Below are 25,410 nucleotides of genomic sequence, written 5' to 3' on the forward strand. Positions count from 1 at the left end.
ACGCTCGCGCCGTTTTTCCCTTCCCATGACCCAGCAATCGAGCTTCTCGCGCGTGGGCACGAGGCCGCCCACGCTTTCCCGCCACGCCGCCGACACCGCCCGCCTCGCCGCCCCGCTCGCCATCGCGCAGCTCGCCCAGATGGCCATGAGCGTGACCGACACGGTGCTGCTCGGCTCGCTCGGCGCCGATGCGCTCGCCGCCGGCGGCCTCGGCGCCGCGCTCTACTTCGTCGTCGTCACGCTGCTGCAAGGCGTGCTCACCTCCGTGAGCGTGACCGTGGCCAACGCGCGCGGCGCGCAGAACGAGCATCACGTGCCGCACATCTACTGGACCGGCTTCGTGCTGTCGCTGCTGCTCACCGTGCCGGCGTTCGCGCTGCTCTCGTTTGCCACGCCGATTCTGCTCGCGTTCGGCGAACCTCCGCTGCTCGCGCGCAACGTGGGCGAGTACTGCGCGGTGTTGCGCTGGGCCGCGCCCGCAAGCCTTGCGGGCATCGGGCTGCTGCGCTCGTTTCTGCCCGCCATTGGCGCAGCGCGGCGGCTGCTCGGCGTTTCGATTGCGAGCGTGTTCGTCAACGCGTTTCTCAACTACGGACTCATCCACGGCGCGTATGGGCTGCCGCGGCTCGGCTTTCTCGGCTCGGCCGCGGCCACGACGCTCACCGTCTGGCTCTCCGCGCTCGTGCTGGCGGCGCTGCTCCATTTGCGGCCGCGCTACCGGCACTTCGTCTCTGCCCGGCGCCCCACCGTGCCGCTGATGGGTGAACTGTTCGGCATCGGCTGGCCAGTGGCGATCACCTACGGGGTCGAATCGACGCTCTTTCTCGCCACGGGGCTCATGGTGGGCGTGCTGGGCGAATCGCAGCTCGCGGCGCACCAGATTGCGCTCAATGTAGCGTCCGTGTCGTTCATGGTGCCGCTCTCGATCGGCCAGGCGGCCAACGTGCGCGTCGGCTTCTGGGAAGGCGCGGCGCAGCCGCTTGCCGCGCGCCATGCGGGCTTCGTCGCGCTCGTGCTCGGCGTTGCGTTCATGTCGCTCTCGGGGCTCGTGCTGATCGTCGCGCCGCACTGGATCGTCGGGCTCTACCTCAAGCTCGACGACCCCGCCAACGCGAACACGGTCGCGCTCGCCGCGTCGCTGCTCGGCGTGGCGGCGATCTTCCAGATCGTGGACGGCATGCAGACGGTGGCCTCGGGCTGCCTGCGCGGCCTCAAGGACACCCGCGTTCCCATGATCGCGGCTGCGTTCGGCTACTGGGGCATCGGTTTTCCGACGGGCTACACGCTCGCGTTTCACTTCGGCCTGGGCGCGCGCGGGTTGTGGTGGGGGCTCGCCGCGGGGCTCGCGAGCGTGGCTGTTCTGATGACGCTGCGCTTTCACCGCCTGAGCCTTCAGCGTGGGCCGGGCGCAGGGCAAGACAGCGGTTGATTGAAACGTCAGAACAACGCGGGAGCGAAGCATCGCAGCGCGCCGACGATAAGCAACGCACGGATCGTTGGTTGGTGGCACATGGCGTGCACGCTACGATGAAGCCGTTTTCCGTGACACTCCTCTGACAGGGTTTGGGCCCGCGCACTGCGCGGGCTTTTTTTCACGCCCGCGCCGCCCCATCGACCGCGCACCCACGTGCGGTACCGCCCCACAGCCTGCCTTAACAATTGCCCGTAGAATGTTCTCCACAGGGTACCGGCCCCGTCAGGCCGGCGCCGACAACACCACCCGTGGAGGACGAGGCGTGCTGCCGTACATCGACCGGTCCGTCGCAGCCCTGTGGCGCAAGCGCGTCCGCGCGACGCCTGCTGCCTGCGTCCGCCATGAGACGCCCACCGGGTTGGCGCGCCTGCTCTCAAGCCTTCTGGTTACCGTCGTTGCAACGCTCGCGCTCGGCGCCTGCGCCACGCGCCCACCCGCTACCGCCTATCCGCGCGACGTCACGCACGCACTGCCGCCCGGCGCTTCCACGCCACTTGCCGAAGCGCTCGACGCGCCCGTGAAGGCCCATGGCGGCCAGTCCGGATTCAGACTGCTCTCCGCCGGCACCGAAGCCTTGCAGATGCGCATTGCGCTCGCGCGCGCCGCCACGAAAACCCTCGACATGCAGTACTACATCGCCAACGAGGACACCACCGGCAAGCTGCTGCTCGGCGCGGCACTCTATGCGGCCGATCAGGGCGTTCGCGTGCGCATGCTGGTCGACGACCTGAACTTCAAGGACATCGACAAGCTGATGGCCGCGCTCAACACGCATCCGAAGATCGAGATCCGCGTGTTCAATCCGTTCGGCAGCGAGCAGTTGAGCATGTTCGAGCGCACCACGGACCTGTTCACGCGCATCGACACCTTCACGCGCCGCATGCACAACAAGGCGATGATCGTGGACAACCAGCTCGCGATCGTGGGCGGCCGCAATCTCGGCGACGAGTATTTCAACGCGAGCCCCACGCTGGAGTTCCGCGATCTCGACATGCTTGCCGCCGGTCCCATCGTCGCGGACATCTCCGCGAGTTTCGACCGGTACTGGAACAGCGCGAGCGCCTACCCGCTGCGCGTGCTCAACCGGCAAAGCTTCGACCCGCACGATCTCGACCTCGCGCGCGACGCACTGCGCGAGCACTGGCGCGAAAACGCCGATCCCTACGACGCGAAGCCGATCAACGCGACACCGCTTGCGCAGCAGATCGCGCGTGACGAACTGGGTCTCGTTTGGGCGCCCGCGGAATTCAAGGCCGACACGCCCGACAAGGTGGCCGTGCCGACGGCCGACTACAAGAGCCCGCCCGCACAGCGGCTCTTCGAACTGATGCGCGGCGCGCACGAGAGTCTGCAGGTCTTCTCGCCCTACTTCGTGCCGCACGAAGTGGGCGTGAAAGCGCTCTCGCGGTTGACGGCACGCGGCGTGCACGTGGCGATTCTCACGAACTCGCTGGCGGCCACCGACGCCGTCGCCGTGCAGGCCGGCTACAGTCCCTATCGCGTGCCGCTGCTCGAACACGGTGTCGACCTCTACGAATTCAAGCCCGTGCAACGCGAACGCAGCGTGGGTTTCACGGGCTCGCGCTCGCGCGCAAGCCTGCACGCGAAGGCCTACATCATCGACCGCAGCACGCTCGTGATCGGCTCGCTGAATCTCGATCCGCGCTCGGTGCATCTGAATACCGAACTCGCGCTCATCGTGCACAGCCCCCAGATCGCCAGTCAGGCCGCGGCGCTCTTCAAAAGCGCAACCGCGCCCACGGCGAGCTATCGCGTGCAACTGGCCTCGCCGCAGGAAGCCGCCTCGCTGCGGCGCATCGGCGCGCCGCCCTCGCCGCTCGTCTGGACGGGCGAGGACGACGGCGAGATGCGTACCTACAACTTCGACCCGCAGGCGGGTTTCTACAGGAATCTGCTGACCGGGCTATTCTTGCTGTTGCCGGTGGACGATCAGCTCTGAAGCCCACTGCGCCCCTGAACGACCTGCCCCCGCGAACGTCCCTGAATCGAGGAACTGCGGCGAGGAACTGCGGCGAAGAACTGCAGCGAAGAACTGCGGCGCACCGTCTCGCGACGATGCGCCATCCACCCAGAGCCTCTGCCGGTTGCAACCATCGCGCGACCGGCAACGCTCGTCATACGGAGCGAAGCTATGACCGAAGACGTCAGAATGGAGCGCGACACGTTCGGCGAAATCGCCGTGCCCAACACGCAGCTATGGGGCGCGCAAACGCAGCGCTCGCTGCAGAACTTCCGCATCTCCACGGAAAAGCAGGCGCCCGAAATCATCACCGCGCTCGCCACCATCAAGCGCGCCGCGGCGCAAGTGAATCTCGACCTCGGCGTGCTCGACGAAGCGAAGGCGCGCGCCATCATGACGGCCGCGGACGAGATCATCGCGGGCAAACACGCCAACGAGTTTCCGCTCGCCGTGTGGCAAACGGGCTCGGGCACGCAGACCAACATGAACCTCAACGAGGTGATCGCGAACCGCGCGAGCGAGCTGCTGGGCGGCGTGCGCGGCGAAGCGCGCAAGGTGCATCCGAACGACGACGTGAACCGCGGCCAGTCGTCGAACGACGTGTTCCCCACCGCGATGCACGTCGCCGCCGCGGTGGGCATCGTCACGCATCTGCTGCCCTCGCTGAAGACGCTGCGCGAGACGCTCGACAGCAAGGCGAAGGCCTTCGCGGACATCGTGAAGATCGGCCGCACGCATCTGCAGGACGCCACGCCGCTCACGCTCGGCCAGGAGTTCTCGGGCTATGTGGCGCAGCTCGACCAGGGCATCCGCCATGTGGAGTCGACGCTGCCGCACCTCTACGAACTTGCGCAGGGTGGCACGGCGGTGGGCACGGGCCTGAATGCGCATCCGCAATTCGCCCGGAAAGTGGCCGAAGCCATCGCAAAGCTGACGGGGCTGCCGTTTGTCACGGCGCCCAACAAGTTCGAGGTGATGGCCGCCGCCGACGCGCTCGTCTTCGCGCACGGCGCGCTGAAGACGGTGGCCGCAAGCCTCATGAAGATCGCCAACGACATCCGCTGGCTCGCAAGCGGCCCGCGCTGCGGACTCGGCGAACTGTCGATTCCAGAGAACGAGCCGGGCAGCTCGATCATGCCGGGCAAGGTGAATCCCACGCAGTCCGAAGCGGTGACGATGCTGTGCTGCCAGGTGTTCGGCAACGACGTGGCCGTGAACATGGGCGGGGCGAGCGGCAATTTCGAACTCAACGTGTATCGCCCGATGATCGCGCACAACGTGCTGCAATCGGTGCGGCTGCTCGCCGACGGCGCACGCAGCTTCAACGACAACTGCGCGGTGGGCATCGAGCCGAATCGCGAGCGCATCGATGCGCTGCTCAACGAGTCGCTGATGCTCGTGACCGCGCTCAATCCGCACATCGGCTACGACAAGGCCGCGCAGATCGCCAAGAAAGCGCACAAGGAAGGCACCACGCTCAAGGCTTCGGCGCTCGCGCTCGGCTACGTGACGGAGCAGCAGTTCAACGAGTGGGTGCGGCCGCAGGACATGGTGGGACAAGTGCCGGGCAAGGGTTGATGGCGCCGGCGAGTACCTCGGCCGTGGCGTAGGCGGTGAACGCCTGCGCCATGCCGCTCGAGCCCTTAAAGCTCTTCAAGCGCTTCAAACCCTTCAAACCGCGCCCGCTGCCACCTCTTCGGGCTTGAGTTCCACGATCGCGTCGAGCGCCTCTTTCACGTCCATCGCGTAACGGGCAAGGCGCTTCTGCTCGTCCGTCTCGGGCACGAACGACGGCACCGGCATGGGCGTGCCCGTCTCGTCCACGGCGACGAACACGACGAGGCAGTCGGTGGTCTGGCGCAACTGTCCGCTCTTCGGGTCGCCCGCGTGAACGGAAACGTGGATATGCATGCTCGTGCGGCCCGTCGCCACGACGCGCGCGCGCAGCTCCACCATGTTGCCGACATGAATGGGACGCCGGAACCGGATGTTGCCCACGCTCACCGTCACGCAATAGCGGCTCGACCACACGGCCGCGCAGGCGTAGGCGGTTTCGTCGATCCACTTCATGAGCGCGCCGCCGTGGACCTTGCCGCCGAAATTCACCGAGCTCGGCTCGGCCAGAAACCGGAACGTGGTTTCGGAACGGTCGTGTGCGTTCGAAGGGGTGCTCATCTTGACTCCGGTCATTGACTCCGCTCGTGCGGATGTATATGGAAGGAGCCGATTATACGGGGCGCCATAAAGCGCGGTGGTTCTGTCGGAGATGCGGCGGCCGCGCGTGGCCGCGTTACTTGCTGTGGTAGCTGATGCCTTCGTCGATGGTGCCGTACATCGTGATGCCGCTCCCGCCGCCCGACGATGCAGACGGTCCGCCTGCGGCACAGGCGCTGCACAGAATGCCGGCAAGCACGGCGGCAACGACCCAGGAAAATTTCATGGCTGGCTGGTCGACTGACGTTCGAAATCTGGAGCCACCGATTCTAGCGCAGGGACTGTGAGCGCCGCAGGTGAACCAGGCTCGGCACGAATCGTCGCCGTGCACTCCACGCTTCACGTCAGCCTGAAACGTCGAATGCCGGCATCCGCTACAGTGCAGACCAGTTCCGACGAAAGAGGCCAACCGCAGCACGCCGCATTGCGTTGCTACGCTGGCGCACCGAAAGGAGGTTCCGATGTCCCTTCCCCACTCCGCCGATTCGAGCCATTTCCCCGGGCTCTCGCGCATCGGCGCGCTGCTCGCCGACCCTGGCCGCGCCGCCATGCTGTGGGCGCTCATGGACGGCAGCGCGCGCCCCGCTGGCGAACTGACGCTGATCGCCGGACTCTCGCCCTCCGCCGCGAGCGCCCACCTCGCGCGGCTCACGGAAAGCGGCCTGCTCGCGCTCGAAGTGCGCGGCCGCCACCGCTACTTCCGCATCGCCACGCCCGAAATCGCGGCGTCGATCGAAGCCCTCGCGCATCTGGCCGAAGCCGCCGCACCGCAACGGCCGGCACCGCGCCCGGCCCGCACCGTGCCGCTCGACATGCGCTACGCGCGCACCTGCTACGACCATATGGCGGGCGAGCTGGCCGTGAACGTCTTCGACCGGCTCGTCCGCGATGGACTGCTGAGCGCCCACGGCGACGAACTCGACGCCACGCCGGCCGGGGCAGCGCGCCTCGCGGACTGGGGCATCGACGTTGTCGCACAGCGCCGACGGCGGCGGCGTTTCGCCTGCACCTGCCCCGACTGGAGCGAACGCCGGCCGCATCTGGGCGGCTCGCTCGGCGCGGCCCTGCTCGACGCCTGGACCGCACGCGGCTGGGTGGAACACGCGGAGCGCCCGCGCGTTCTCCGTATCACGCCGCCCGGGCAACGCGCGTTCGACGAATTCTTGTCGAGATGATTGCTGCGCCTACTGCCGCGTCAACTGGATCAAACACCGGATCAACCGCGGGGTCAGCCGCCCGGCCAGCTGCCGCCCCAACCGGGCCGTACAGCCCGGCAAAGCAGCAAGGCGCGGTCTGGCAAGCGCCTTGCGCGACCTTCAGACGCAAGGCGCTCGAAAGGCCCCCGCATCCGGGACAAATTTTGTTACAGCGCACCATGACGCCCTTACAAATGACTGCCCCTTGAAACATGCACCGCGGATAGAGTGAATTCCGAGGGCGCGCCGTGCCGGCCGCGATCGCGCTTGGCCGCCCCGCTCCGTCGGAGACACACAATGAAAACGCCAGCCACATCGCTCACGCTATTTCGACGCGCCAGTTCCGCGACTCGCGCCAGCCGCACGGGACGCATAAGCCGCCCCGCCATCATCGTCTGCGCGGTGCTTGCCGCGTTCAACGTCGCAGCCTTGCCAGCGCTCGCGCAAACGCCGCCTGTGGCCCCCGGCGCAGCCGTCACGCAGGCAGGCGACCCGCCCGGCCGTGTGGCGCGGCTCGACTACATGGCCGGTGCCGTGACTACGCAGCCCGCCGGTGCATCGGACTGGTCATACGCGCAGTTGAACCGGCCGCTCACCACCGGCGACCAGCTCTGGAACGACCGCAACGCGCGCTCCGAACTGCACATCGGCTCCACCGCGGTACGCATGGACGAACAGACGAGTCTCGACGTCCTCAACCTCGACGACACCTCGACGCAACTGAAGGTCGCGCAGGGCACGCTGTCCACCCACGTTCGCTCGCTGCCGCCCGGCAGCAGCTATGAGATCGACACACCGAACCTCGCGCTCGGCGTGAACGGCCCCGGCGACTACCGCGTGGACGTCGCGCCCGACGGCAGCACCACTACCGTCACGGTGCGGCGCGGCAGCGCTACCGTGTACGGCGACGGCGGGCAGATGCCTGTCGAGGCGGGTCAGCAGGTCCAGTTCGCCGGTACGAACCTGCAGCAGGTCGCGGCGAGCGGCGCCCCCGCGCCCGACGTGTTCGACCAGTGGAGCGGCGCGCGCGACGCAGCCGAAGACCGCTCGGTGTCCGCGCGCTACGTCTCGCGCGAAATGCCGGGCTACCAGGATCTCGACGCGAACGGCTCCTGGCGCGACGACCCGCAGTACGGCGACGTCTGGGTGCCCAACGCCGTGCCCGCGGGATGGGCGCCCTATCACGACGGACACTGGGTATGGCAAGCACCGTGGGGCTGGACCTGGGTCGACGACGCTCCGTGGGGTTTCGCGCCCTACCACTACGGCCGCTGGGCTTACGTCGACGACACATGGGCCTGGGTGCCGGGTCCGGTCGTAGAGGCGGCGCCACCTGTCTATGCGCCGGCGCTGGTGGCGTTCGTGGGTGGCGGAGGCGGAGGCGTCGACTGGGGCGTGAGCCTCACGCTGGGCGGCGTGGCGGCGGCCGGGGTGGCGTGGTTCCCGCTCGGCCCCGGCGAGCCGTGGCATCCGCGCTGGTGCAACTGGAGTCCGCACTACTACGAACGGGTGAATCAGCCTGTTGTGATCAACAACTACCGCAACAACGTGAACATCACCAACATCACGAATGTTCACAACACGTACATCAACTACCGGGCGCCGGGGGCCATCACGGCTGTGCCGGCCACGGCGTTCGTTCACGGACAGCCCGCGTCGCGGTTCGCGCAGAAGGTGGATCCGCGGCAGTGGCAACACGCGAGGATCGAATCGGGCACACCTGGCATCGCGCCAGTGCGCGAGAGTTTCGGCCCGGGTTTGCGCAACGCCGGGTTCCGACCGCCCGCGAGCGCGGGCGAGCGCCAGGTCGTCGCCACGCGGCGGCCCGTCGCGCCGCCGGCCTTCCACGACGCGCTCGCACAACGTGCGGCGCATGGCGGCGTGGTGCCGGGCGCGGGCGCGCCGGTGGTGAGGACTTCCGCGCCCGCGCATAGCGGGTTCATCGGCAACGTGCCGCGTAATCCGGCCGTGCAGGCGATTCCGAATGTGAGACTCGTGCCGCCGCATTCGCCGACGCTGGCCGCCGCTGGGCCGGGGCATCAGCCGCCCATGAATGGACAAGCGGAACGAGCCGGACAACCGGGCGCGCAGCCCGGCATGCCGGCAGCGGGGGCCGGTCCTCAGGCAGCGCAACGGCCGGGCATGGGGGCCGTACCAGGCGGCAGCGCCCGGCCGCAGCCCGGTGCACCGATGGCCGCGCTCGAGCGGCAGCCCCGGCCCGGCAACGGTGTGCCAAGGCCGCCACAACCCGGCGTGCGACCCGAGAACGGCATGCCGCGCGGCGCTGTTGCCGCCGGCGGCCAGCAGCCGCAGCCGGCCCAGGCAAACGCGCGGCGCGAGCCGGTCTGGACGCAACCCCACACGCCGATGGCGATGCAAGGGCAGCCGCGCGTCAACGGCGCACAAGCGGCGCCACAAGAATCGCGCATTGCACCTCAAGGCGGACAACCGATGCCCCGCACACCGGAGGCTGCGGGCCAGCAACGTCAGGCGTTTGCGCCGCAGGGCGGACAGCCGGTGCCGCATGCGCCGGAAGTGCAAGGCCAACAACGTCAGGCGCTCATGCCGCAAGGCGGCGCGCAGCCGCCGCATGCGCCTGAAATGCGCGCGCAGCCGGGCGGCGGCCAGCCTCAGGTACAGCAGCCGCGCGAAACCGTCCGCGCGCCGCAGGCAGCGGCCCAGGCGCCGCGCCCGCAGTTTGAGCCGCGCGCTCCGATGGCGGCACCCCAGGTGCAGCAACCACGGCCAGAAGTTCGCGCACCGCAGGCAATGCAACCGCGTCCGGAAATCCGTCCACAGCCTCAGCCGCAACCGCGTGCCGAGTTCCGTCCGCAGCCTCAACCTCAGCCGCGCGCGGAATTCCATCCGCAACCTCAGCCGCAACCGCAGCCCCCGCCGCGTCAGGAATTCCATCCACAGCCGCAGGCCGTTCAGCCGCACGCCGCACCCGCGCCTGCAGCCGGCCAGCGCGACGAGCACCATCACGGCTAGGCGGGGCTTTTCCGCGAAGGGAAAGTCTCACTTGCAAAAGAAAACGCCCGCTCCGCGATATCGCGAAGCGGGCGTGATGCTGTGATTTACCAGCGGCGCGACCGTTTCAGACCTGCAACGCAGCGGCGGGATGCCTGCGGCGCATCGGCGCAAGCCGGACGAACGGGACAAAAAGCAAGCCGCGCACAGCAGCGGCACGAGCGCAGCAGAAGCTGCGCTGCCCGTCGATTCAAACGGCCATGGGCGCCGTCAGCGGCTCGTGATGCCGATACCCCACCAGCGAGAAATCAGATGGCTCGATCTGCTCCAGCCATTGCGGCTCGTAGACGCCGGTCTGCGCGTAGTCGGGCACACGGTCCGAAATGGCGAGCCGCGGGCTCTCGTACGGCTCGCGCGTAAGCTGCTCGCGCAGCATCGGCAACTGGTTCTCGTAGATGTGCGCGTCGCCGATGAAATAGGTGAACCAGCGCGGTGTGTAGCCCGTCAGGCGACCCACCAGATGAAGCAGTACCGCCCCTTCGGTGAGATTGAACGGCGTGCCCAGTCCCACGTCGTTGCTACGGATGTAGAGGCACAGCGAAATTTCGCGCCGCGCGGCGTTCGGCAGGAACTGGTACAGCAGATGGCAGGCCGGCAGCGCGATCTGGTCGAGCACTGCAGGGTTCCACGCATGGAACAGGATGCGGCGATCCGCCGGGTTTTGCATGATCGTGTCGAGACACTGGCGCAGTTGATCGACTGCCTTGTACAGCAGCACCTTCTGCGTGCCGTCCTCGGTGAACTGTGTCACCACCTTGAAGCCGCTCGCCTGCGCGTCGGCGAGTTGCGCCGTTGCGGATGCCTCGAGCACCTTGTAGGCCGGCCACCGGCGCCATTGCACGCCGTAGACGTCGCCCAGATCGTCCGGCCCCTCGCGGTACGGATTCGCGAGCCACTGGGCGTTCTCGTTCGCGTTAGCGTCCCACACCTTGCAGCCGAGCGCGCGGAAGTCCGCGGCGCTGCGCGACGCGCGCAGAAAGCCCACGAGTTCGCCTACCGCCGACTTGAACGCCAGCTTCTTCGTGGTGACGGCGGGAAAGCCCTGCTGGAGGTCGAAGCGCATCATCGCGCCCGGCATGCTGATGGTACGGATGCCGGTGCGGTTTTCCTGCCACGTGCCGGTGTCGAGAATCGTGCGGACGAGGTCGAGGTACTGTTTCATTCGGGGGCTTCCTTCGGGCCGGCGCGGCGCCGTTTGGATGAACTGAAGCCCCCGATTCTAGCAAGCGCGCGTGCGCCTCACCTGGCGCCGCCTTCGGCATCGCTCATTGGGCATCGCACCCGACAGATCGCCCGGCATCCGCGTGCCCGAACGTCAGGCCATGCCGCGGTATGCCGCGTCATGCCCTCTCACAGATGCGGCACGCTCGCCGGCAAGTCCCCGCCCTGATGGCCGAGATCGCCCTCCATGTGGCGCATGCCATGTGCGCACAGCAGCCGGTACAGCGTGACGCGCGAGATGCCGAGTTCCTGCGCGGCGTCGCCAAGCCGTCCGCGATGGCGCAAGAGCGCAAGCTCGATGGCCTGGCGCTCCGCCGCCTCGCGCGCCTGGGCGAGCGAGACCGGCACGATCTCCACGTACTCCGAGAGTTCGAGGTCACGCGCCGTGATGGCACGGCCCTCCGACATCACGATGGCGCGGCGCACGCGGTTGATCAGCTCGCGCACATTGCCGGGCCAGCTGTAGTTGTGCAGCGCCGCGATGGCATCCGGCGAGAAGCCGCGCAGACGGCGGCTCGCGTCCTTGCGAAAGCGTTCGAGCATGTGCCGCGCGAGCAGCTCGATGTCCTTGCCGCGCGCGCGCAGCGGCGGCTCGTCGATCTGCAGCACGCACAGGCGGTGATAGAGATCCTGACGGAAGCGCCCTTCGATCATCGCCGTCTGCATGTCCACGTGCGTGGCCGAGATGATGCGCACATCCACGGGAATGGATTGATGCCCGCCCAGCCGCTCCACCTTGCCTTCCTGGAGAAAGCGCAGCAGGCTCGCCTGGCTTTCGAGCGGCAGGTCGCCGATTTCGTCGAGGAACAGCGTGCCGCCATTGGCCGCTTCCACGCGCCCGATCTTGCGCTGGTTCGCGCCCGTGAACGCGCCGCGCTCGTAGCCGAACAGTTCCGATTGCAACAGGTGCGGCGGAATGGCGCCGCAGTTGATGGGCACGAACGGGGCATTGCGTCGCGCGGAGCGCTCATGAATGGCGACCGCGGTCAATTCCTTGCCCGTGCCCGATTCGCCCGAAATGAAAACGGGCGCATCGGTCATCGCAACCTTGCGGATGGAGCGGAAGAGCGCCAGCATCGCGTCGCACGAGCCGACCATTTCGCCCTCGGCGCCCGCGCCCGATTCGTTCGACGCCGGCTCCCCCAGCTCCACCATGCCGAACGCGTGGCCCACCGAATCCACCACGCGTTCGCCCGTCCACGGCATCGTTACATAGTCGAAACAGTAATCACGGACCAGCCGGCGCAGCGACGCGTCCTGCAGTTGCCCGGCCGTCGTGGCCGCCACCCAGCCCACGTTGGGCATGGTGAGGCACGACTCGAAGGTCACGATTTCATGCGGCTGAAAACGGCTGGCGAGGTCCAGCAGACCGCCCGCAGTGGCACCCGGGCGCACCGCGCGGCGCACGTCGCGCGCGCTTTCCACAACATCGACCTGCCAGCCACGGTCACGAAAGCGCGAACTCAACTCCGGGCTGGGGTTGCGGGTGACATAAACGAGTTGCCGTGTTGCGGGTTCCATTCTTCAGATCCTCTCGTCAACGTGCGCCCGAAAATCCGACAGCACGCACCTGATTCTCCGGACATGCGGACGGGCGGCGGCATTTGCCTAATGGCAAAAAATACCGAACGACCATTCCATTTCCTGTGGACTGCTGATACCCGAAAGCGGCATGTGTGCGTTCAAACGGCCGAATGCTGAGGTTTTTTAAAAATCGGCTCGTGTCAGGAGCTTACTATACGCGTCGTTCGGGCAACAGCAAATATGCAAATAAAATCCTCGGAGCCCATATCCCGCAAGGCTGTGCGGCATGGCCGCATGTCTGACGAATTACATAAAACGTTTTCTGCGCCATTACCATGATTACCCTGGTAATGTGACTGTCGCATTGCGAAATAAGCGGTATTTTCTTCCCGCCGTTTCAGTGCTGAAACGTTTCGGCGCGATTTCGGACCTGGGCCCGGGCGCCAATTTCAGCTTCTCCTGTCGCGTCAATGGTTTCCGCGCGATGGCACACGTTTCGCTAAACGTGGGCCACCAGGGAGAAACATCATGCGACTCGTTGACTGCGTAGAACGATGCATTGCCAGGCGCGCTCCGCTCGTGCTCGCCGCCTCGCTAGCACTGCTATTTGCTGCGTCCTCTGCCTCGGCGCAGGAAGCCGCAGCCATCGCCTCACCCGACCCGGCGGTCGCCACCCTCGTGGACACACCGTCCGCAGCGGTGACGCCGCCGCAGACGGTGGCCCAGGCCGACACCGGCAGGGCCCCCACCACCGCAGCCATCCTGTTCACGCGAGCAATGGCCGTTCCCGGCGCGACCACCTTGAGCGACATCCCGCTCGACGACCAGGTGCTCTCGCGTCAGCGCGGCGGTGCGGTGGGAATGATGATGGTCGCCGCCACGCCTCAACTGATGCGCGGCAACGGCGTGACGCTGTGGGACGAAATCGCCCCGCCCGCGCCGCTGCCCATTCCGGTGGACGCTGCGCGCGCCGCACAGAGCAACGTCACGACGTATCAGCGCAACGGCAACTAAGAGCAATCAAGAGCCACTGGGCGAGGCATCGTGCGCCACGCGCCCACATCGCCCGCCAGTTTCGAGGAACCGACATGATCGCCTCATCTCCCGTGCCACGCCGCGGCGTCCCGTTTGCCGCGCTGCTGTGCGCACTCGCCAGCGCAGCCGCCGCAGCGGCAACGCCCGCGGCCGCGCAGCAACTCATGCAGCCCACCACGCAGCCTGGCAATCTCGTGATCGAGCGCACCATCACGCCGCGCGATGCGTTCGTGCCGGTACCGAAGAGTCAGGATCCCATCGCAGTCCAGGTGGAGACCTTCCCGCGCGCCACGTTCAACGGGGCCATGGCGTCCATGGCCACCGACCTCGACCTGAACGGCGCACACGGTTCGGGCGGCATTGCGGGCAGCGGCGTGCGCTCCACGCTTGCGAGCGTCGGCGGCATGGGGCAAGTGCTCGGCGCCACAGGCAACTCCGTTCCCGTGGGTGCGAACGCAACGGCGGGCGCAGGCCTCGCCGGTCTCGGCAGCTCGATCTCACAGACCGTGACGAGCGCGCTGGCGCCGCTCGGCGCCGCACTGGGAGCCACGAAATGAGCGCGCCGCGCCTTCTGCATCGTCTTCTCTTCGCGACTGCCATCGATCGGCATGTTGGCTCAGGCCGCGCCGTTGGCCGTGTGCTCGGCCGCACGTTAGTCGCCTGCGCGGTGGCAGGCGCGAGCAGCGCGGCGAGCCTCGCCGCCCACGCGCAAACCGTGCCGGAGCGCGTCGACGCGCTCTCCGTGATCGGCAGCGCGGCGGTCGCTGGCGCGGTGGGCGTGGTCGCCGTGAACCAGGCGAGCGGCCTCGACAACGTTCAGGCGAACCAGGCGGTGGTCACGACCGGCGCGATGCCGATCGACCTCACGGCAAGCGCGCAAGGCGCGAGCGCCAATGCGCGCGCCACGAATGCGGCGAGCGTGATCGCGAGCAACGCATTTTCCAATGCCTCCGGCGTGATTCAGCTGAATCAGTCGGCAGGCGTAGCGAATCTTCAGCGGAACAGCGCCTTGATCGGCGCTGCTTCGGGTGAAGCGGAGATCGTATCGGATGGGGTGCTATCCGCTACGACCGCCAACGGCAGTGGGTTGGCCAGGTCCGTGGGAAGCCACGACGTGCAGCAGGCGTCCATCGGTGCGGGCGCTTTCGCCAACGTCAACGGCGTCTTGCAGATCAACCAGACAGCCGGAGCAGGCAACGTCAGTTCCAACAGTTTTGTGCTCCGTCCCCCGGCGGGCACCTTTTTTTAACTTGATGTTTTTCGGAGCGTAATCATGAAACGCACTCTCATTGCAGCGGCTGTTCTGTCGACGATGGTCACCGGCGCCTACGCGGGCGAACGCAATTGCGGATCCGGCTGCGACCCCGCCGAGCTTTTCACGGCCACCAACATCTACACCGACATCGGCGAATTCGGCTTCATCACGCTGCGTGGCCACGTGAACGTGGCGGCCAGCTCGGGCGCGACGGTCAACAACTCGCAGAGCGTCAACATCGGCGGCGTGGACATGCAAGGTCCGCCGCAGTCGTACACCAAGGGCAACATCACGACGAACGTGAACACCACGCACGCCTGGGACAACGCAAGCGGCAGCGGCAGCAGCTGGAGCGTGAGTGACTCGTACAAGAACGACAGCTATGCGTACAACAACACGCATACGAGCACCTCGAACTGGTCGAAGAGCGGCAGCTTCGTGAAGGGTGGCGGCTTCGCCTCGGGCATCTCGGCCAACTATGGCGGCTACCAGTACGCGAACACGCATCAGTCCGCGAACGGCTTCATCGCGGCGGGCTTCATCGCGGGCCTGGGCGGCGGCCCCGGCGTGATCTTCGGCGGCGTGGCGGCGGGCTTCGCCGGTGCGCTCAACACGCACGAATCGTCGAACTTCGGCGGCGGCTTCCACGGCAACGCGAGCGGCTACGACGTGGCATGGGGCGGCTTCGCGGCAAGCGGCCAGAGCAGCGCGACGCACACCAACAGCGGCAGCGGCTCGTTCACGTCGAACGACTACTCGGCTCACGCTCACGCCTACGGCTGGAACCGCAACTACGCCGAAGACGCCGGCCGCGTGACGGTGACGGGCTCGGTCACGGAGCACATCGACACGCGCAAGACCACCACGATGGCCGCGACGATCGACTCGGGCGCACTCGCAGGCGCACAGGGCAACATCGGCGTGAACATGGCCACGGGTGCCAACAATGCGCAGTCCAACGACGCCGCGCTCGCCAACATGGACGTAGGCCCGGTGTTCGGCAGCGCGCAGATCTTCTCGACGCAAAGCTCGTCGGGCAAGGCGAAGGTGGGTCCGCTCAACTTCGTGGCGGCCGTGGGCTCCGGCGTGCTGGCCGGCGCGTCGGGCAATGTCGGCGTGAACGTGGCGTCGGGCGCGGGCAACGTGCAGAACAACAGCCTCGCCGTGTCGTCCACGACGGTCTCGAAGAGCGACCCGAGGGGCTGGGATGAACATAGCAAGAGCGGCAACGGCGGCGAGGTCATCGCGAGCGACCAGAACTGCCAGACCGCCGAAGCCGGCGTGAAGGGCAGCTTCACCGGCTCGTCGTACCTCGGCGCCGGCGCGCTTGCAGGCGCCACGGGCAACATCGGCGTGAACATCGCGTCGGGCGTGGGCAACCTGCAGCACAACGGCCTCGCAGTCGCGAGCGTGGCATCGCACTAAGCCACCTCCCACCGCAGGCAACAGCACTGCACGGGGAAAAACCGGCCGGCCTCGACATCGGCGTCGAGGCCGGTCCGGACCTGATGTCGAGGCCGGTCGGCCCGCATCACCAAGGGGGACATCATGTTCGTTGGAACGAGCAGGGCCGCTGCTTTGTCCGCGCTGGCATTGGCCGTCTCATGCGTCGTGCCGCACGCGGTGCGCGCGCAGTCTTCCCTCAACATGAACGCCGCGGCCGGCGTGCCCTTCAACGTGAAGGTGCGCTCGGTGCGCGAGCTGCGCTACAACCACATCGTCACGCAGCAGTTCGACTACAGCTGCGGGTCCGCTGCGCTTGCCACGCTGCTCAAGTACGGCTACGGCATCGACATTCCCGAAAGCGAACTCATCGCCCGCATGATGGCGTTCTCGACTCCCGAGGTCGTCGTCAAGAACGGCTTTTCGATGCTCGACATGAAGAAGTTCGTCGAGACCATCGGGCTGCGCGGCCGCGGCTTTCGCGTCACCTCCGAGGCGCTTTACCACCTGCAGATCCCCGTGCTCGTGCTGATGAACAGCGACGGTTACGAGCACTTCGTCATCGTCAAGCACGCGGAGTACGGCCGCATCTTCGTCGCCGACCCCGCGCTCGGCAACCGCATCGTGCTCGAAGACGACTTCGTGAAGAAGTGGAACGGGCTCGTCTTTGCCGTCGTCGGCAAACCTTTTCTGGAGGACTCTCCGCTTTTGCAGGGCAACGAATCGCATGCGCTCAAGCTGCGCCAACGTGCGCTGGAAGACGGAAGTGCAGCGATTCCCTTCGTAGAGTTCGGTCTGATCAAGGCAGAGTTGTTCTGACTCGTCATGGATAGAAACCTTCTCACCGCCGGCTGCGCGTTGTGCATCACCACGCTCGGTCTGGCTTCGGTCGCCCATGCTGCCGGGCAAGGTTCGACCGTTTTCGACAACGTCCCGGCGCTCAGGCTTCAGGCCGTGGACGACAACGTGCTCGCAGCACAAACCGGCAAGGGGCTGGCTGGAGACATCATCTCGGGCGTGGTGGTGGAACTGCTCTCCAGCTGGAAAATGCCCAACGGGGCCACGGCCGTCGCGCAAGGCGCGCTCTCGCTCGTGACCGGCAAGCTCAACCAGGTGGCCGCCCAGGTGAGTTCGCAGGCTTCGGTCACGGAGCCAGCGCACAACGCAAGCGGCGGCGCCAATCCGAACGCGGGCGCCGCAGGTGGCGAAAACGTCAGTGTCAACGGCGTTTCGCAGATCACCCAGATCGCGGGCAACAGCAACATCGGCAGCAACCAGGCCGCCATCGACTTCAACGCGGCCACCAACGCTCACACATCGCCCGCCGCCTGGAACAACGCGACCTCGGCTGCCGCCAGCAGTGCCGACGGTTCGGTCAAAGCCGGCATCACGTTCGGCAGCGGCGGCATCAAGGTGGCCCTGCAAACACCCGCAGGCATCGCCACGCAAACGGTTGCACCGACCAACGCCCAACAGGCAAGCATGATCGGGCAACTCCTTCAGATCGCAGGCAATAACCAGCAAGTGGCCAACCAGCTGCAACTGCATCTGCAGACGCAGCCGATGTCGGCCGACGCGCTACGCCAGCTCGGCGTACTACAAGCCCTGCAGAACGGTGTGAGGAGATAGGCGGGCAGCCGGCCCGCACGCGCGTCACCGAGGACGCGCAGAAACAAAGGCAGTACACGGAAGAAGAACGCAGTCGCGCACATCACAGGAGACCGGTGCTGCGCGGCCGCAACACCGGGGGACCAACAATGAACCGCTTGCAGAGGACGAGGGGGCCGCGCATGGCGTTGGCGGCCATTCCGGCAGCAGTGATGCTGCTCGCCATATCGCAGGGAGCAGGCGCGCAGGCGCTTGCGCATCAGTCGCTGGAAGACCGGCTCAACACGCTGATGCGTGTGGTCGATGAGCAGCAGAGACAGATCAATTCGCTGGAGCGCCAGGTGACGGATCTCCAGATGGCACAGCGCGGGCGCGGGCTGCCCGGCGCAGGCGCCGCGCCCGCCGACAACGGCGCAGCCGACAGCACCGCTGCCCAGCAGCCCGGCGCCGACGGCCTGCCGGTGCCGCTGCCGCCGCTCGCACAGATCAATCCCAACGCGAATGCGCCAGGCAGCAGCACGGGCACGGCCACGGGCGTGCCGGTCACGCCGCCGGTGCCTGAAGGCGCGAGCGCAAAGGCCGCAGGCACGGGTGGAGGGACAGGCGGCGCGCCGTCGTCAGGCGAATCGCCAGGCGCGATCGGTCAGACCCAGAAGGCCGCCGAGCCCGCCCGCACCCAGGCCGAAGAAGCCGTCGTGCAACGCGAACACGCCCCGCTCTTCGACCACAAGCTCACGCTCGACTGGGGCATCAACGACACCTATTACGATCGCCGGCAACTGCAGCTTTCCGGCTTCCTCGCGCTCGACGCGATCTTCCTCGGCAACATCAACCTGGGCGAGACGAAGTCGCACCAGGTCATGTCGGACCTCGACGTGCGCTACGGGCTCACCGACCGCATCAGCATCGACGCCGACGTGCCCTACATGTACCGCACGAGCAACTTCATCGTGGGCGGCGCGGGCGGGTCGGCGAGCACGATGTCGGATGCGTCCGCCAGCTCGCATGCGCTCGGCGACGTCAACTTCGGCCTCTACTATCAGCTGCTCAAGGAGACCGGCAATCTGCCCGACGTGGTGGCGAGCCTGCGCGTGAAGGCGCCCACCGGCACCTCGCCCTTCGGCATCAAGGTCGTGCAGGTGGATGCGGACAATACCAACCTCGTCGCGCCGACCAAGCTGCCCACGGGCACGGGCTTCTGGAACATCACGGGCGGCGTGTCGGTGCTGAAGACCTACGACCCGGTCGTGCTGTTCGGCAGCTTCTCGTACACGTACAACGTGTCGCGCTCGTTCGCGGACATCTCGTCGGTGGTCGGGCAGACGCAGCCCGCCACCGTCAAGCTGGGCGACGTGATCCAGTTCGGCGGCGGCGTCGCGCTCGCCTTCTCCGACAAGGACTCGGCAAGCGTGGCCTACACCATGGCGCTGGAACCCGCCACCGAAACGAAGGCGCCCGGCGGTGCCTGGTCGAAGGTGCCGGGCAGCGAAACCACCGCCTCCGCCGTGACGTTCGGCCTGAATCACGTGGTAAACAAGCATCTGACCATCAACGGCTCGGTATCGATCGGCCTCACGCCCGATACGCCGAACTTCGTGGTTGGCGTGCGCTTTCCCTACACTTTCTGATGTAAGAGGCTCATCGTGCGCGAATCACCCCACTTGAGCGGTACAGTTACGTCGTTAGCGGGCTCGGCCCCCCGTCTCGTCATGACGAGCCCGGACAAGATCGAAGCGCAGCGCCACAAGAACACTTCGCCCGCCCGAACCGAGGACACGACACCTTTGACGACTGCTCAGGCCGAACGCTTGCTGCTCTACGTCGCGCGCTCCCCCGACGACGACCTGGCGGCACACCTGAAGAGCCGCGGCTGGAACATTTCAGTCGCCCGCTCCGCGCACGACGTCGCCCGGCTGGCCAAGCCCGACGCAACCTGCGCGGGCATTGTCGATCTCACGAGCTTCGCCGCCCGCGACGTTGCCGGGCTCGAATCCGCGCTGCGCCAGCAGCAGATCGGCTGGATTGCGCTCGCCAACAGCGAGCGGCTTGCCGACCCGGAAGTGCGCCGCCTGATTCGCCACTACTGCTTCGACTACGTGAAGATCCCGGTTGCCAATGCAACCATCGACTATCTCGTCGGCCACGCCTACGGCATGGTCACGCTCTGCGATCTCGACTTCGTGGCGGGCGTGGCCACCGCCGGCGACGACGAAATGGTGGGCACCTGCGAGGCAATGCAGCAGCTCTTTCGCACCATCCGGAAGGTGGCGAACACCGACGCGACCGTCTTCATCTCGGGCGAATCGGGCACGGGCAAGGAACTCACCGCGCTCGCCATCCACGAGCGCTCGCAGCGGCGCAAGTCCACCTTCGTGCCGATCAACTGCGGCGCGATTCCGCATCACCTGCTGCAGTCCGAACTCTTCGGCTACGAGCGCGGCGCGTTCACGGGCGCGAACCAGCGCAAGGTCGGCCGCGTGGAAGCCGCGGACGGCGGCACGCTGTTCCTCGATGAAATCGGCGACCTGCCGCTCGAAAGCCAGGCGAGCCTGCTGCGCTTTCTGCAGGAAGGCAAGATCGAGCGGCTGGGCGGGCACGAGTCGATTCCCGTTGACGTGCGCATCATCTCGGCGACCCACGTGGATCTCGAAGCGGCGATGCGCGACGGCCGCTTTCGCGCGGACCTCTTTCACCGCCTCTGCGTGCTGCGCGTGGACGAACCGCCGCTGCGCGCGCGCGGCAAGGACATCGAGATCCTCGCGCATCACATCCTGCACAAATTCAAGACCGACAGCGCGCGCAAGATTCGCGGCTTCACGCCGTCGGCCATCGAGGCCATGTACAACTACAACTGGCCCGGTAACGTGCGCGAACTCATCAACCGCGTGCGCCGCGCCATCGTGATGGCGGAGAACAAGCTGATTTCGGCCGAAGACCTCGACCTCGAGCACTTCACGGCGCAGCAGACCATGACGCTCGCGCAGGCGCGCGAGGCCGCCGAGAAGCGCGCGATCGAGTCGGCGCTGCTGCGCCACCGGCACCGGCTCAACGAAGCGGCCACCGACCTCGGCATCTCGCGCGTGACGCTGTACCGGCTGATGGGCGCGCACGGCCTGCGCGACGCGAGCGCAAGCGACGAGAAGAACCTGTTCGGCGGGGAAGCGGAAGGACACGAGTAACGCCGCGCACGCAGCCGGGCGACGAAGGGCGGTCGGTTAGAATCGCGAGATTCACGACTGCCCTTCCTGTTTTCATGACGACGCTCACCTTGATCGTTGCGCGCGCGCGCAACGGCGTAATCGGCCGCGACAACCAACTGCCCTGGCGGCTGCCCGAAGACCTCGCGTTTTTCAAACGCACCACGATGGGCGCGCCCATCATCATGGGGCGCAAGACGCACGAGTCGATCGGCCGGCCGCTGCCGGGCCGGCGCAACATCGTCGTCACGCGCGACCCGGCGCGCCACTTCGAAGGCTGCGACACCGTGACGGGTCTTGACGACGCGCTCGCGCTCGCCGCGCGCGACGGCGCCGCAGAGGCATTCCTGATTGGCGGCGCCGAGCTTTACCGCGAAGGATTTGAGCGGGCGCAAAAACTGATCGTCACCGAGATTGCCGCGGACTTCGCGGGCGATACCACCTTCCCGGCGCCGGACCCGCTCACGTGGGACGAAGTCTCGCGCGAAGCCCACCGGGCCGCGGCGCCCAATGACTTCGAATTCGCGTTTGTGGTCTACGCGCGCAAGCCGGGGGTTTGAGGCGTATTCGGGGAAAGAACTGCGAGGGAGGCGAGCGGCCGAATGCGCCGCTCACCGATGTGACACAAAGAGCGGCGGCCTGTGCCAACCCGCCGCGCAGGCCCGCCCGCTGTTGCGGTAACTTGCGCCTGCTATTTACTGCCCTGCCACCGTCATCCGTTCGATCAGCACCGAACCGGTCTGCTTGGTGCCGCGCACGATGGTGTCGGCGCCCACTGCAACGATGTTGCGAAACATCTCCTGAAGCGTGCTCGCCACGGTGATCTCTTCCACCGGATACTGGATCTCGCCGTTCTCGACCCAGAAACCCGAGGCGCCGCGCGAATAGTCGCCCGTCACGTAGTTCACGCCCTGCCCCATCAACTCCGTGAGCAGCAGGCCCGTGCCGAGCTTCTTCAGCATCGCCTTGAAGTCGTCTTCGGGCCGCGTTTGCGTGCTGAGCAGCGAGACGTTGTGCGAGCCGCCCGCGTTGCCCGTGGTCTGCATGCCGAGCTTGCGCGCCGAATACGTGGAGAGGAAATAGCCTTCCACCACGCCGTCCTTCACGACCGAACGCTGCTTCGTGCGCACGCCTTCTTCGTCGAACGGTGCGCTGCCCATGGCGCGCGGCACGTGCGGGTCTTCGACGATCTGGATGTGCGGCGCGAACACGGGTTTGCCGAGGCTGTCGACCAGAAACGAGGTCTTGCGGTACAGCGCGCCGCCGCTCGTGGCCTGCACGAACGCGCCGAGCAGGCCGGAGGCGAGCGGCGCCTCGAACAGCACCGGCACCTTGCGCGTATCGAGCCCGCGCGCGCCCATGCGGGCGAGCGCGCGTTCGGCGGCGTAGCGGCCCACGGCCTCGGGCTGCGCCAGTTCTGCCGCACTGCGCTTCGACGAGTACCAGTCGTCGCGCTGCATGTGGCGGCCTTCGCCCGCAATCGGCGCACAGGCGATGTAGTGGCGCGAATACGGATACCCCCCGAGGAAGCCCCGCGTGGTGGCCAGCACGAACTGCGAGTGCTGCGCCGACACGCTCGCGCCTTCCGAGTTGCGGATGCGGGAATCGGTGGCAAAAGCGGCTTCTTCGGCGCGACGCGCGAGCGCGACAGCCTCGTCGGCGGTGAGATTCCACGGATGGTAGAGGTCGAGGTTGCGCGGCGCCGTTTCCAGCAGTTCGGCCTCGGCGAGGCCCGCGCAATCGTCTTCAGCCGTGAAACGGGCGATGTTGTAGGCGGCCGCAACGGTGTCCTTGAGCGCCTGCGACGAGAAGTCCGAGGTGCTCGCGTTGCCGCGCTTGTTGCCGATGTAGACCGTCACGCCCACCATCTTGTCGCGGTTGTGCTCGATGGTCTCGACTTCACCGCGCCGCACCGACACCGAGAGGCCGTCGCCTTCGGAAATCTCGGTGCCGGCATCGGTCGCGCCGAGCGCCTTCGCGTGGCGGAGGATGTCCGACGCGATCTCCTTGAGCTCGTCCTGGGTGTGCGGGAAAAAGCGTTGCCGGGCTTCGATGTCTGCTGCCATTGTGTTTGCTGTCCGGGTTCGGGGCCCTGGGTGGCCCGGGATAAGGTGCGTGGCAATTTCGTCACGTATCACGCGATCATAGCAAGGTCCGCGCAAAGACATGCGCCGCAGCCTGACGGCGTTGGCCGGCGCGGCTGTGCGGCGCGCCGGCGGGCCGGGCCGGAGCTGTCCCGTGACAGGCCCACGCTACAATACGGCCCATGACACGCAAAACCCGCATCCAACCTATGCACGCGGCCGTCGAGGAAGACGACAACGGCTACGATCGCCCCAGCAAATCCCAACTGAAGCGTGAAATGCACGCATTGCAGGAGCTGGGCAAGGCGCTCGTCGAACTGCCGAAAGACGCGCTCAAGCGCATGCCGATGCCAGAGCATCTCGCCGACGCCGTTGCCGAAGCGCGCCGCATCACCGACCACGAAGGCAAGCGCCGCCAACTGCAGTACGTCGGCCGCGTGATGCGCGGACTGGCCGACGAAGAGACCGAAGCGTTGCGCACGGCGCTGGAAACCTACCGCGGCGTGAACCGCGCGGCCACGGCACAACTCCACTGGATCGAACGTACCCGCGAACAACTGCTCGCCGACGACGCCGCGTTCACGGCGTTCCTGCGCGAGCACCCCGCCGCCGACGCCCAGGAAGGCCGCACGCTGATCCGCAACGCGCGCAAGGAAGCGCAGATGGGCAAGCCGCCCCGCTACTTCCGCGAACTCTTTCAGTGGATCAAGGACGTGAGCGGCAGCACCGACGAAGACACCGGCGACGCAGGCGAAGGAACCGACGATGACGACTCCCACGCGTAACCATCCCGACGAAATCGTGATCGGCCTCGTGTCCATCAGCGACCGGGCCACGAGCGGCGTCTATCAGGACGAAGGCATTCCCTCGCTCACCGCCTGGCTTGGCGCGGCGCTGAGCTCGCCGTGGCGCGCCGAAACGCGGCTCATCCCCGACGATGCAGCGACCATTTCCGCGACGCTCGTGGAACTCGTCGACACGGCAGGCTGCGACCTCGTGCTGACGACGGGTGGCACCGGCCCCGCGCGGCGCGACGTGACGCCCGAAGCCACGCTTGCCGTGGCAACGAAGGAAATGCCGGGCTTCGGCGAACAGATGCGGCAGATCAGCCTGAACTTCGTGCCCACCGCGATTCTCTCGCGCCAGGTCGCGGTGATCCGCGAAAGCCAGACGTCGGCGACGCACGCGGCGTTGATCGTCAACCTGCCGGGACAGCCGAAGTCGATCAAGGAAACGCTGGAAGGTTTGCGCGACGAGAGCGGTGCCGTGAAGGTGCCGGGCATCTTCGCGGCCGTGCCGTATTGCATCGACCTGATCGGCGGGCCGTACGTGGAAACCAACGACGCGGTCGTGGCGGCATTCCGGCCCAAGAGCGCGCGGCGGGCGCCGCGCACGGCATAACGCACGGTATGCGCTATATGCGCGTGGTCAGTACGCGCGGGTAGCGTGGTCGCTCGGTGGCCGGCGGGCTTGTCGGCTCATCCGCCGCCAATTCATTGGCCGGCTTATTTGTCGACCTGCGCTGCGCTCGCGTCGATGGCAAGCGAGTCGCTGGCCGCCGGAATCAGGAAGTGCTTGCGGTAGTACTGCAGTTCGTCGATCGACTCGTGAATGTCGGCGAGCGCGGTGTGCATGGCGCGCTTCTGGAAGCCCTTGTAAATGGCCGGCTGCCAGCGGCGGCACAGCTCCTTCAAGGTGCTCACGTCGAGGTTGCGGTAGTGAAAGAAGCGCTCGAGGTCGGGCATCCACCGCGCCATGAAGCGGCGGTCCTGGCAGATCGAGTTGCCGCACATCGGCGACTTGCCGGGCGGCACGTATTGCGACAGAAAGGCGATGAGCTGTTCCGTGGCCGAAGCCTCGTCCACCGTCGAGGCGCGCACCCGGTCAGTCAGGCCCGAGCGGCCATGCGTGTTGCGGTTCCACTCGTCCATCTTGCCGAGCGTTTCGTCGCTCTGGTGGATGGCCAGCACCGGCCCTTCGACCATCTTGTCCAGCGTCGAATTCGTCACGACGACGGCGACTTCGATGATGCGGTCGTTGTCGGGATCGAGCCCCGTCATTTCCATGTCGAGCCAGATGAGATTCATGTCGCTGCGCGCGAGCGCGGGCGGCGTGACGGAGTCGAGAGTGTCAGTCATGAAAGCAACC

22 protein-coding genes are annotated in these 25,410 nt (G+C 66.9%); 16 read left to right on the forward strand and 6 right to left on the reverse strand.

All coding sequences use genetic code 11. From position 1 onward, the window contains the following. Positions 1 to 25 precede the first annotated feature (25 nt). The 3 genes from PKKP23_RS09055 to fumC all read left to right on the forward strand — a co-directional run bounded on the left by PKKP23_RS09055 (position 26) and on the right by fumC (position 5,033). Positions 26 to 1,429 carry an MATE family efflux transporter gene (locus PKKP23_RS09055; protein WP_126876650.1) on the forward strand — a complete coding sequence of 468 codons (1,404 nt, stop codon included), beginning with the start codon at positions 26 to 28 and terminating at the stop codon, positions 1,427 to 1,429. A gap of 310 nt (positions 1,430 to 1,739) precedes the next feature. Continuing rightward, the gene (locus tag PKKP23_RS09060; protein WP_420873209.1) at positions 1,740 to 3,434 is read left to right on the forward strand and encodes a phospholipase D family protein; all 1,695 of its coding nucleotides are present in this window, start codon (positions 1,740 to 1,742) and stop codon (positions 3,432 to 3,434) included. A 192-nt stretch (positions 3,435 to 3,626) separates the two neighbouring features. Next, complete coding sequence (fumC, locus tag PKKP23_RS09065; RefSeq protein ID WP_126876652.1) at positions 3,627 to 5,033, forward strand: class II fumarate hydratase; 1,407 nt, start codon at positions 3,627 to 3,629, stop codon at positions 5,031 to 5,033. 93 nt (positions 5,034 to 5,126) lie between these two features. Here the strand turns inward: fumC and PKKP23_RS09070 are convergent, their stop codons facing one another. Both PKKP23_RS09070 and PKKP23_RS34070 read right to left on the reverse strand, forming a co-directional pair. Further along, positions 5,127 to 5,630, reverse strand: coding sequence for an acyl-CoA thioesterase (locus PKKP23_RS09070; RefSeq protein WP_026121399.1), 504 nt, complete (start codon positions 5,628 to 5,630; stop codon positions 5,127 to 5,129). 115 nt (positions 5,631 to 5,745) lie between these two features. Then, positions 5,746 to 5,895 (reverse strand): hypothetical protein, encoded by a 150-nt coding sequence (locus tag PKKP23_RS34070; RefSeq protein ID WP_017774633.1) that lies wholly within the window; start codon positions 5,893 to 5,895, stop codon positions 5,746 to 5,748. Between the two features lie 235 nt (positions 5,896 to 6,130). Here PKKP23_RS34070 and PKKP23_RS09075 point away from each other — a divergent pair, with 235 nt between their 5' ends. Next, positions 6,131 to 6,844 carry an ArsR/SmtB family transcription factor gene (locus PKKP23_RS09075; RefSeq protein WP_126876653.1) on the forward strand — a complete coding sequence of 238 codons (714 nt, stop codon included), beginning with the start codon at positions 6,131 to 6,133 and terminating at the stop codon, positions 6,842 to 6,844. 318 nt (positions 6,845 to 7,162) lie between these two features. Beyond that, positions 7,163 to 9,856 (forward strand): DUF6600 domain-containing protein, encoded by a 2,694-nt coding sequence (locus PKKP23_RS09080; RefSeq protein WP_126876654.1) that lies wholly within the window; start codon positions 7,163 to 7,165, stop codon positions 9,854 to 9,856. Between the two features lie 229 nt (positions 9,857 to 10,085). Here PKKP23_RS09080 and PKKP23_RS09085 read toward each other — a convergent pair whose 3' ends face one another. Continuing rightward, entirely contained in the window at positions 10,086 to 11,057 is a 972-nt protein-coding gene (locus PKKP23_RS09085; RefSeq protein WP_126876655.1) for a thymidylate synthase, read from the reverse strand. Between the two features lie 188 nt (positions 11,058 to 11,245). Continuing rightward, positions 11,246 to 12,637, reverse strand: a complete 1,392-nt coding sequence (locus PKKP23_RS09090) for a sigma-54 dependent transcriptional regulator (RefSeq protein ID WP_026121398.1) — start codon at positions 12,635 to 12,637, stop codon at positions 11,246 to 11,248. A 531-nt stretch (positions 12,638 to 13,168) separates the two neighbouring features. Here PKKP23_RS09090 and PKKP23_RS09095 point away from each other — a divergent pair. The 9 genes from PKKP23_RS09095 (at position 13,169) to PKKP23_RS09135 (ending at position 21,738) form a co-directional block, all read left to right on the forward strand. Beyond that, a complete protein-coding gene (locus PKKP23_RS09095) occupies positions 13,169 to 13,654 on the forward strand; it encodes a hypothetical protein (RefSeq protein ID WP_126876656.1) in 486 nt (161 codons plus the stop codon). A 74-nt stretch (positions 13,655 to 13,728) separates the two neighbouring features. Next, complete coding sequence (locus tag PKKP23_RS09100) at positions 13,729 to 14,232, forward strand: hypothetical protein (protein ID WP_126876657.1); 504 nt, start codon at positions 13,729 to 13,731, stop codon at positions 14,230 to 14,232. Beyond that, positions 14,229 to 14,924, forward strand: coding sequence for a hypothetical protein (locus PKKP23_RS09105; RefSeq protein WP_126876658.1), 696 nt, complete (start codon positions 14,229 to 14,231; stop codon positions 14,922 to 14,924). The genes PKKP23_RS09100 and PKKP23_RS09105 overlap by 4 nt, the downstream gene beginning before the upstream one ends. Before the next feature lie 24 nt (positions 14,925 to 14,948). Further along, positions 14,949 to 16,355, forward strand: a complete 1,407-nt coding sequence (locus PKKP23_RS09110; protein ID WP_126876659.1) for a hypothetical protein — start codon at positions 14,949 to 14,951, stop codon at positions 16,353 to 16,355. A 123-nt stretch (positions 16,356 to 16,478) separates the two neighbouring features. Then, positions 16,479 to 17,192 (forward strand): C39 family peptidase, encoded by a 714-nt coding sequence (locus PKKP23_RS09115; RefSeq protein WP_051061991.1) that lies wholly within the window; start codon positions 16,479 to 16,481, stop codon positions 17,190 to 17,192. A gap of 6 nt (positions 17,193 to 17,198) precedes the next feature. Then, the gene (locus PKKP23_RS09120; protein WP_017774622.1) at positions 17,199 to 18,002 is read left to right on the forward strand and encodes a hypothetical protein; all 804 of its coding nucleotides are present in this window, start codon (positions 17,199 to 17,201) and stop codon (positions 18,000 to 18,002) included. A 161-nt stretch (positions 18,003 to 18,163) separates the two neighbouring features. Further along, positions 18,164 to 19,609 (forward strand): SlyX family protein, encoded by a 1,446-nt coding sequence (locus tag PKKP23_RS09125; RefSeq protein WP_126876660.1) that lies wholly within the window; start codon positions 18,164 to 18,166, stop codon positions 19,607 to 19,609. 81 nt (positions 19,610 to 19,690) lie between these two features. Further along, on the forward strand, positions 19,691 to 21,160 hold the full coding sequence (locus PKKP23_RS09130; protein WP_240658847.1) for a sigma-54 dependent transcriptional regulator: 1,470 nt from the start codon (positions 19,691 to 19,693) through the stop codon (positions 21,158 to 21,160). A 74-nt stretch (positions 21,161 to 21,234) separates the two neighbouring features. Further along, entirely contained in the window at positions 21,235 to 21,738 is a 504-nt protein-coding gene (locus tag PKKP23_RS09135) for a dihydrofolate reductase (RefSeq protein ID WP_126876662.1), read from the forward strand. Between the two features lie 135 nt (positions 21,739 to 21,873). Here the strand turns inward: PKKP23_RS09135 and pmbA are convergent, their stop codons facing one another. Next, on the reverse strand, positions 21,874 to 23,244 hold the full coding sequence (gene pmbA, locus PKKP23_RS09140; RefSeq protein WP_017774618.1) for a metalloprotease PmbA: 1,371 nt from the start codon (positions 23,242 to 23,244) through the stop codon (positions 21,874 to 21,876). Positions 23,245 to 23,444: 200 nt separating this feature from the next. Here pmbA and yjgA point away from each other — a divergent pair, with 200 nt between their 5' ends. Together yjgA and mog are read left to right on the forward strand one after the other, a co-directional pair. Further along, positions 23,445 to 24,047: a ribosome biogenesis factor YjgA gene (gene yjgA / locus PKKP23_RS09145; RefSeq protein ID WP_275094564.1), complete on the forward strand. Its 603-nt coding sequence runs from the start codon at positions 23,445 to 23,447 to the stop codon at positions 24,045 to 24,047. Continuing rightward, positions 24,028 to 24,663, forward strand: a complete 636-nt coding sequence (gene mog / locus PKKP23_RS09150) for a molybdopterin adenylyltransferase (protein ID WP_126876664.1) — start codon at positions 24,028 to 24,030, stop codon at positions 24,661 to 24,663. Before yjgA ends, mog begins: the two co-directional genes overlap by 20 nt. Before the next feature lie 104 nt (positions 24,664 to 24,767). Here mog and orn read toward each other — a convergent pair whose 3' ends face one another. Next, on the reverse strand, positions 24,768 to 25,400 hold the full coding sequence (orn, locus tag PKKP23_RS09155) for an oligoribonuclease (RefSeq protein ID WP_126876665.1): 633 nt from the start codon (positions 25,398 to 25,400) through the stop codon (positions 24,768 to 24,770). Between the last annotated feature and the right edge of the window lie 10 nt (positions 25,401 to 25,410).

Source organism: Paraburkholderia kururiensis JCM 10599 = LMG 19447, assembly GCF_003986935.1.
Classification (GTDB): domain Bacteria; phylum Pseudomonadota; class Gammaproteobacteria; order Burkholderiales; family Burkholderiaceae; genus Paraburkholderia; species Paraburkholderia kururiensis.

Bases quoted from the DNA above. Each gene is read 5' to 3' on its own strand.
- PKKP23_RS09055 (WP_126876650.1), top strand. From the start codon at position 26: ATGACCCAGCAATCGAGCTTCTCGCGCGTGGGCACGAGGCCGCCCACG.
- fumC (WP_126876652.1), top strand. From the start codon at position 3,627: ATGACCGAAGACGTCAGAATGGAGCGCGACACGTTCGGCGAAATCGCC.
- PKKP23_RS09070 (WP_026121399.1), bottom strand. From the start codon at position 5,630: ATGAGCACCCCTTCGAACGCACACGACCGTTCCGAAACCACGTTCCGG.
- PKKP23_RS34070 (WP_017774633.1), bottom strand. From the start codon at position 5,895: ATGAAATTTTCCTGGGTCGTTGCCGCCGTGCTTGCCGGCATTCTGTGC.
- PKKP23_RS09075 (WP_126876653.1), top strand. From the start codon at position 6,131: ATGTCCCTTCCCCACTCCGCCGATTCGAGCCATTTCCCCGGGCTCTCG.
- PKKP23_RS09080 (WP_126876654.1), top strand. From the start codon at position 7,163: ATGAAAACGCCAGCCACATCGCTCACGCTATTTCGACGCGCCAGTTCC.
- PKKP23_RS09085 (WP_126876655.1), bottom strand. From the start codon at position 11,057: ATGAAACAGTACCTCGACCTCGTCCGCACGATTCTCGACACCGGCACG.
- PKKP23_RS09090 (WP_026121398.1), bottom strand. From the start codon at position 12,637: ATGGAACCCGCAACACGGCAACTCGTTTATGTCACCCGCAACCCCAGC.
- PKKP23_RS09095 (WP_126876656.1), top strand. From the start codon at position 13,169: ATGCGACTCGTTGACTGCGTAGAACGATGCATTGCCAGGCGCGCTCCG.
- PKKP23_RS09100 (WP_126876657.1), top strand. From the start codon at position 13,729: ATGATCGCCTCATCTCCCGTGCCACGCCGCGGCGTCCCGTTTGCCGCG.
- PKKP23_RS09105 (WP_126876658.1), top strand. From the start codon at position 14,229: ATGAGCGCGCCGCGCCTTCTGCATCGTCTTCTCTTCGCGACTGCCATC.
- PKKP23_RS09110 (WP_126876659.1), top strand. From the start codon at position 14,949: ATGAAACGCACTCTCATTGCAGCGGCTGTTCTGTCGACGATGGTCACC.
- PKKP23_RS09115 (WP_051061991.1), top strand. From the start codon at position 16,479: ATGTTCGTTGGAACGAGCAGGGCCGCTGCTTTGTCCGCGCTGGCATTG.
- PKKP23_RS09120 (WP_017774622.1), top strand. From the start codon at position 17,199: ATGGATAGAAACCTTCTCACCGCCGGCTGCGCGTTGTGCATCACCACG.
- PKKP23_RS09125 (WP_126876660.1), top strand. From the start codon at position 18,164: ATGGCGTTGGCGGCCATTCCGGCAGCAGTGATGCTGCTCGCCATATCG.
- PKKP23_RS09130 (WP_240658847.1), top strand. From the start codon at position 19,691: ATGACGAGCCCGGACAAGATCGAAGCGCAGCGCCACAAGAACACTTCG.
- PKKP23_RS09135 (WP_126876662.1), top strand. From the start codon at position 21,235: ATGACGACGCTCACCTTGATCGTTGCGCGCGCGCGCAACGGCGTAATC.
- pmbA (WP_017774618.1), bottom strand. From the start codon at position 23,244: ATGGCAGCAGACATCGAAGCCCGGCAACGCTTTTTCCCGCACACCCAG.
- yjgA (WP_275094564.1), top strand. From the start codon at position 23,445: ATGACACGCAAAACCCGCATCCAACCTATGCACGCGGCCGTCGAGGAA.
- mog (WP_126876664.1), top strand. From the start codon at position 24,028: ATGACGACTCCCACGCGTAACCATCCCGACGAAATCGTGATCGGCCTC.
- orn (WP_126876665.1), bottom strand. From the start codon at position 25,400: ATGACTGACACTCTCGACTCCGTCACGCCGCCCGCGCTCGCGCGCAGC.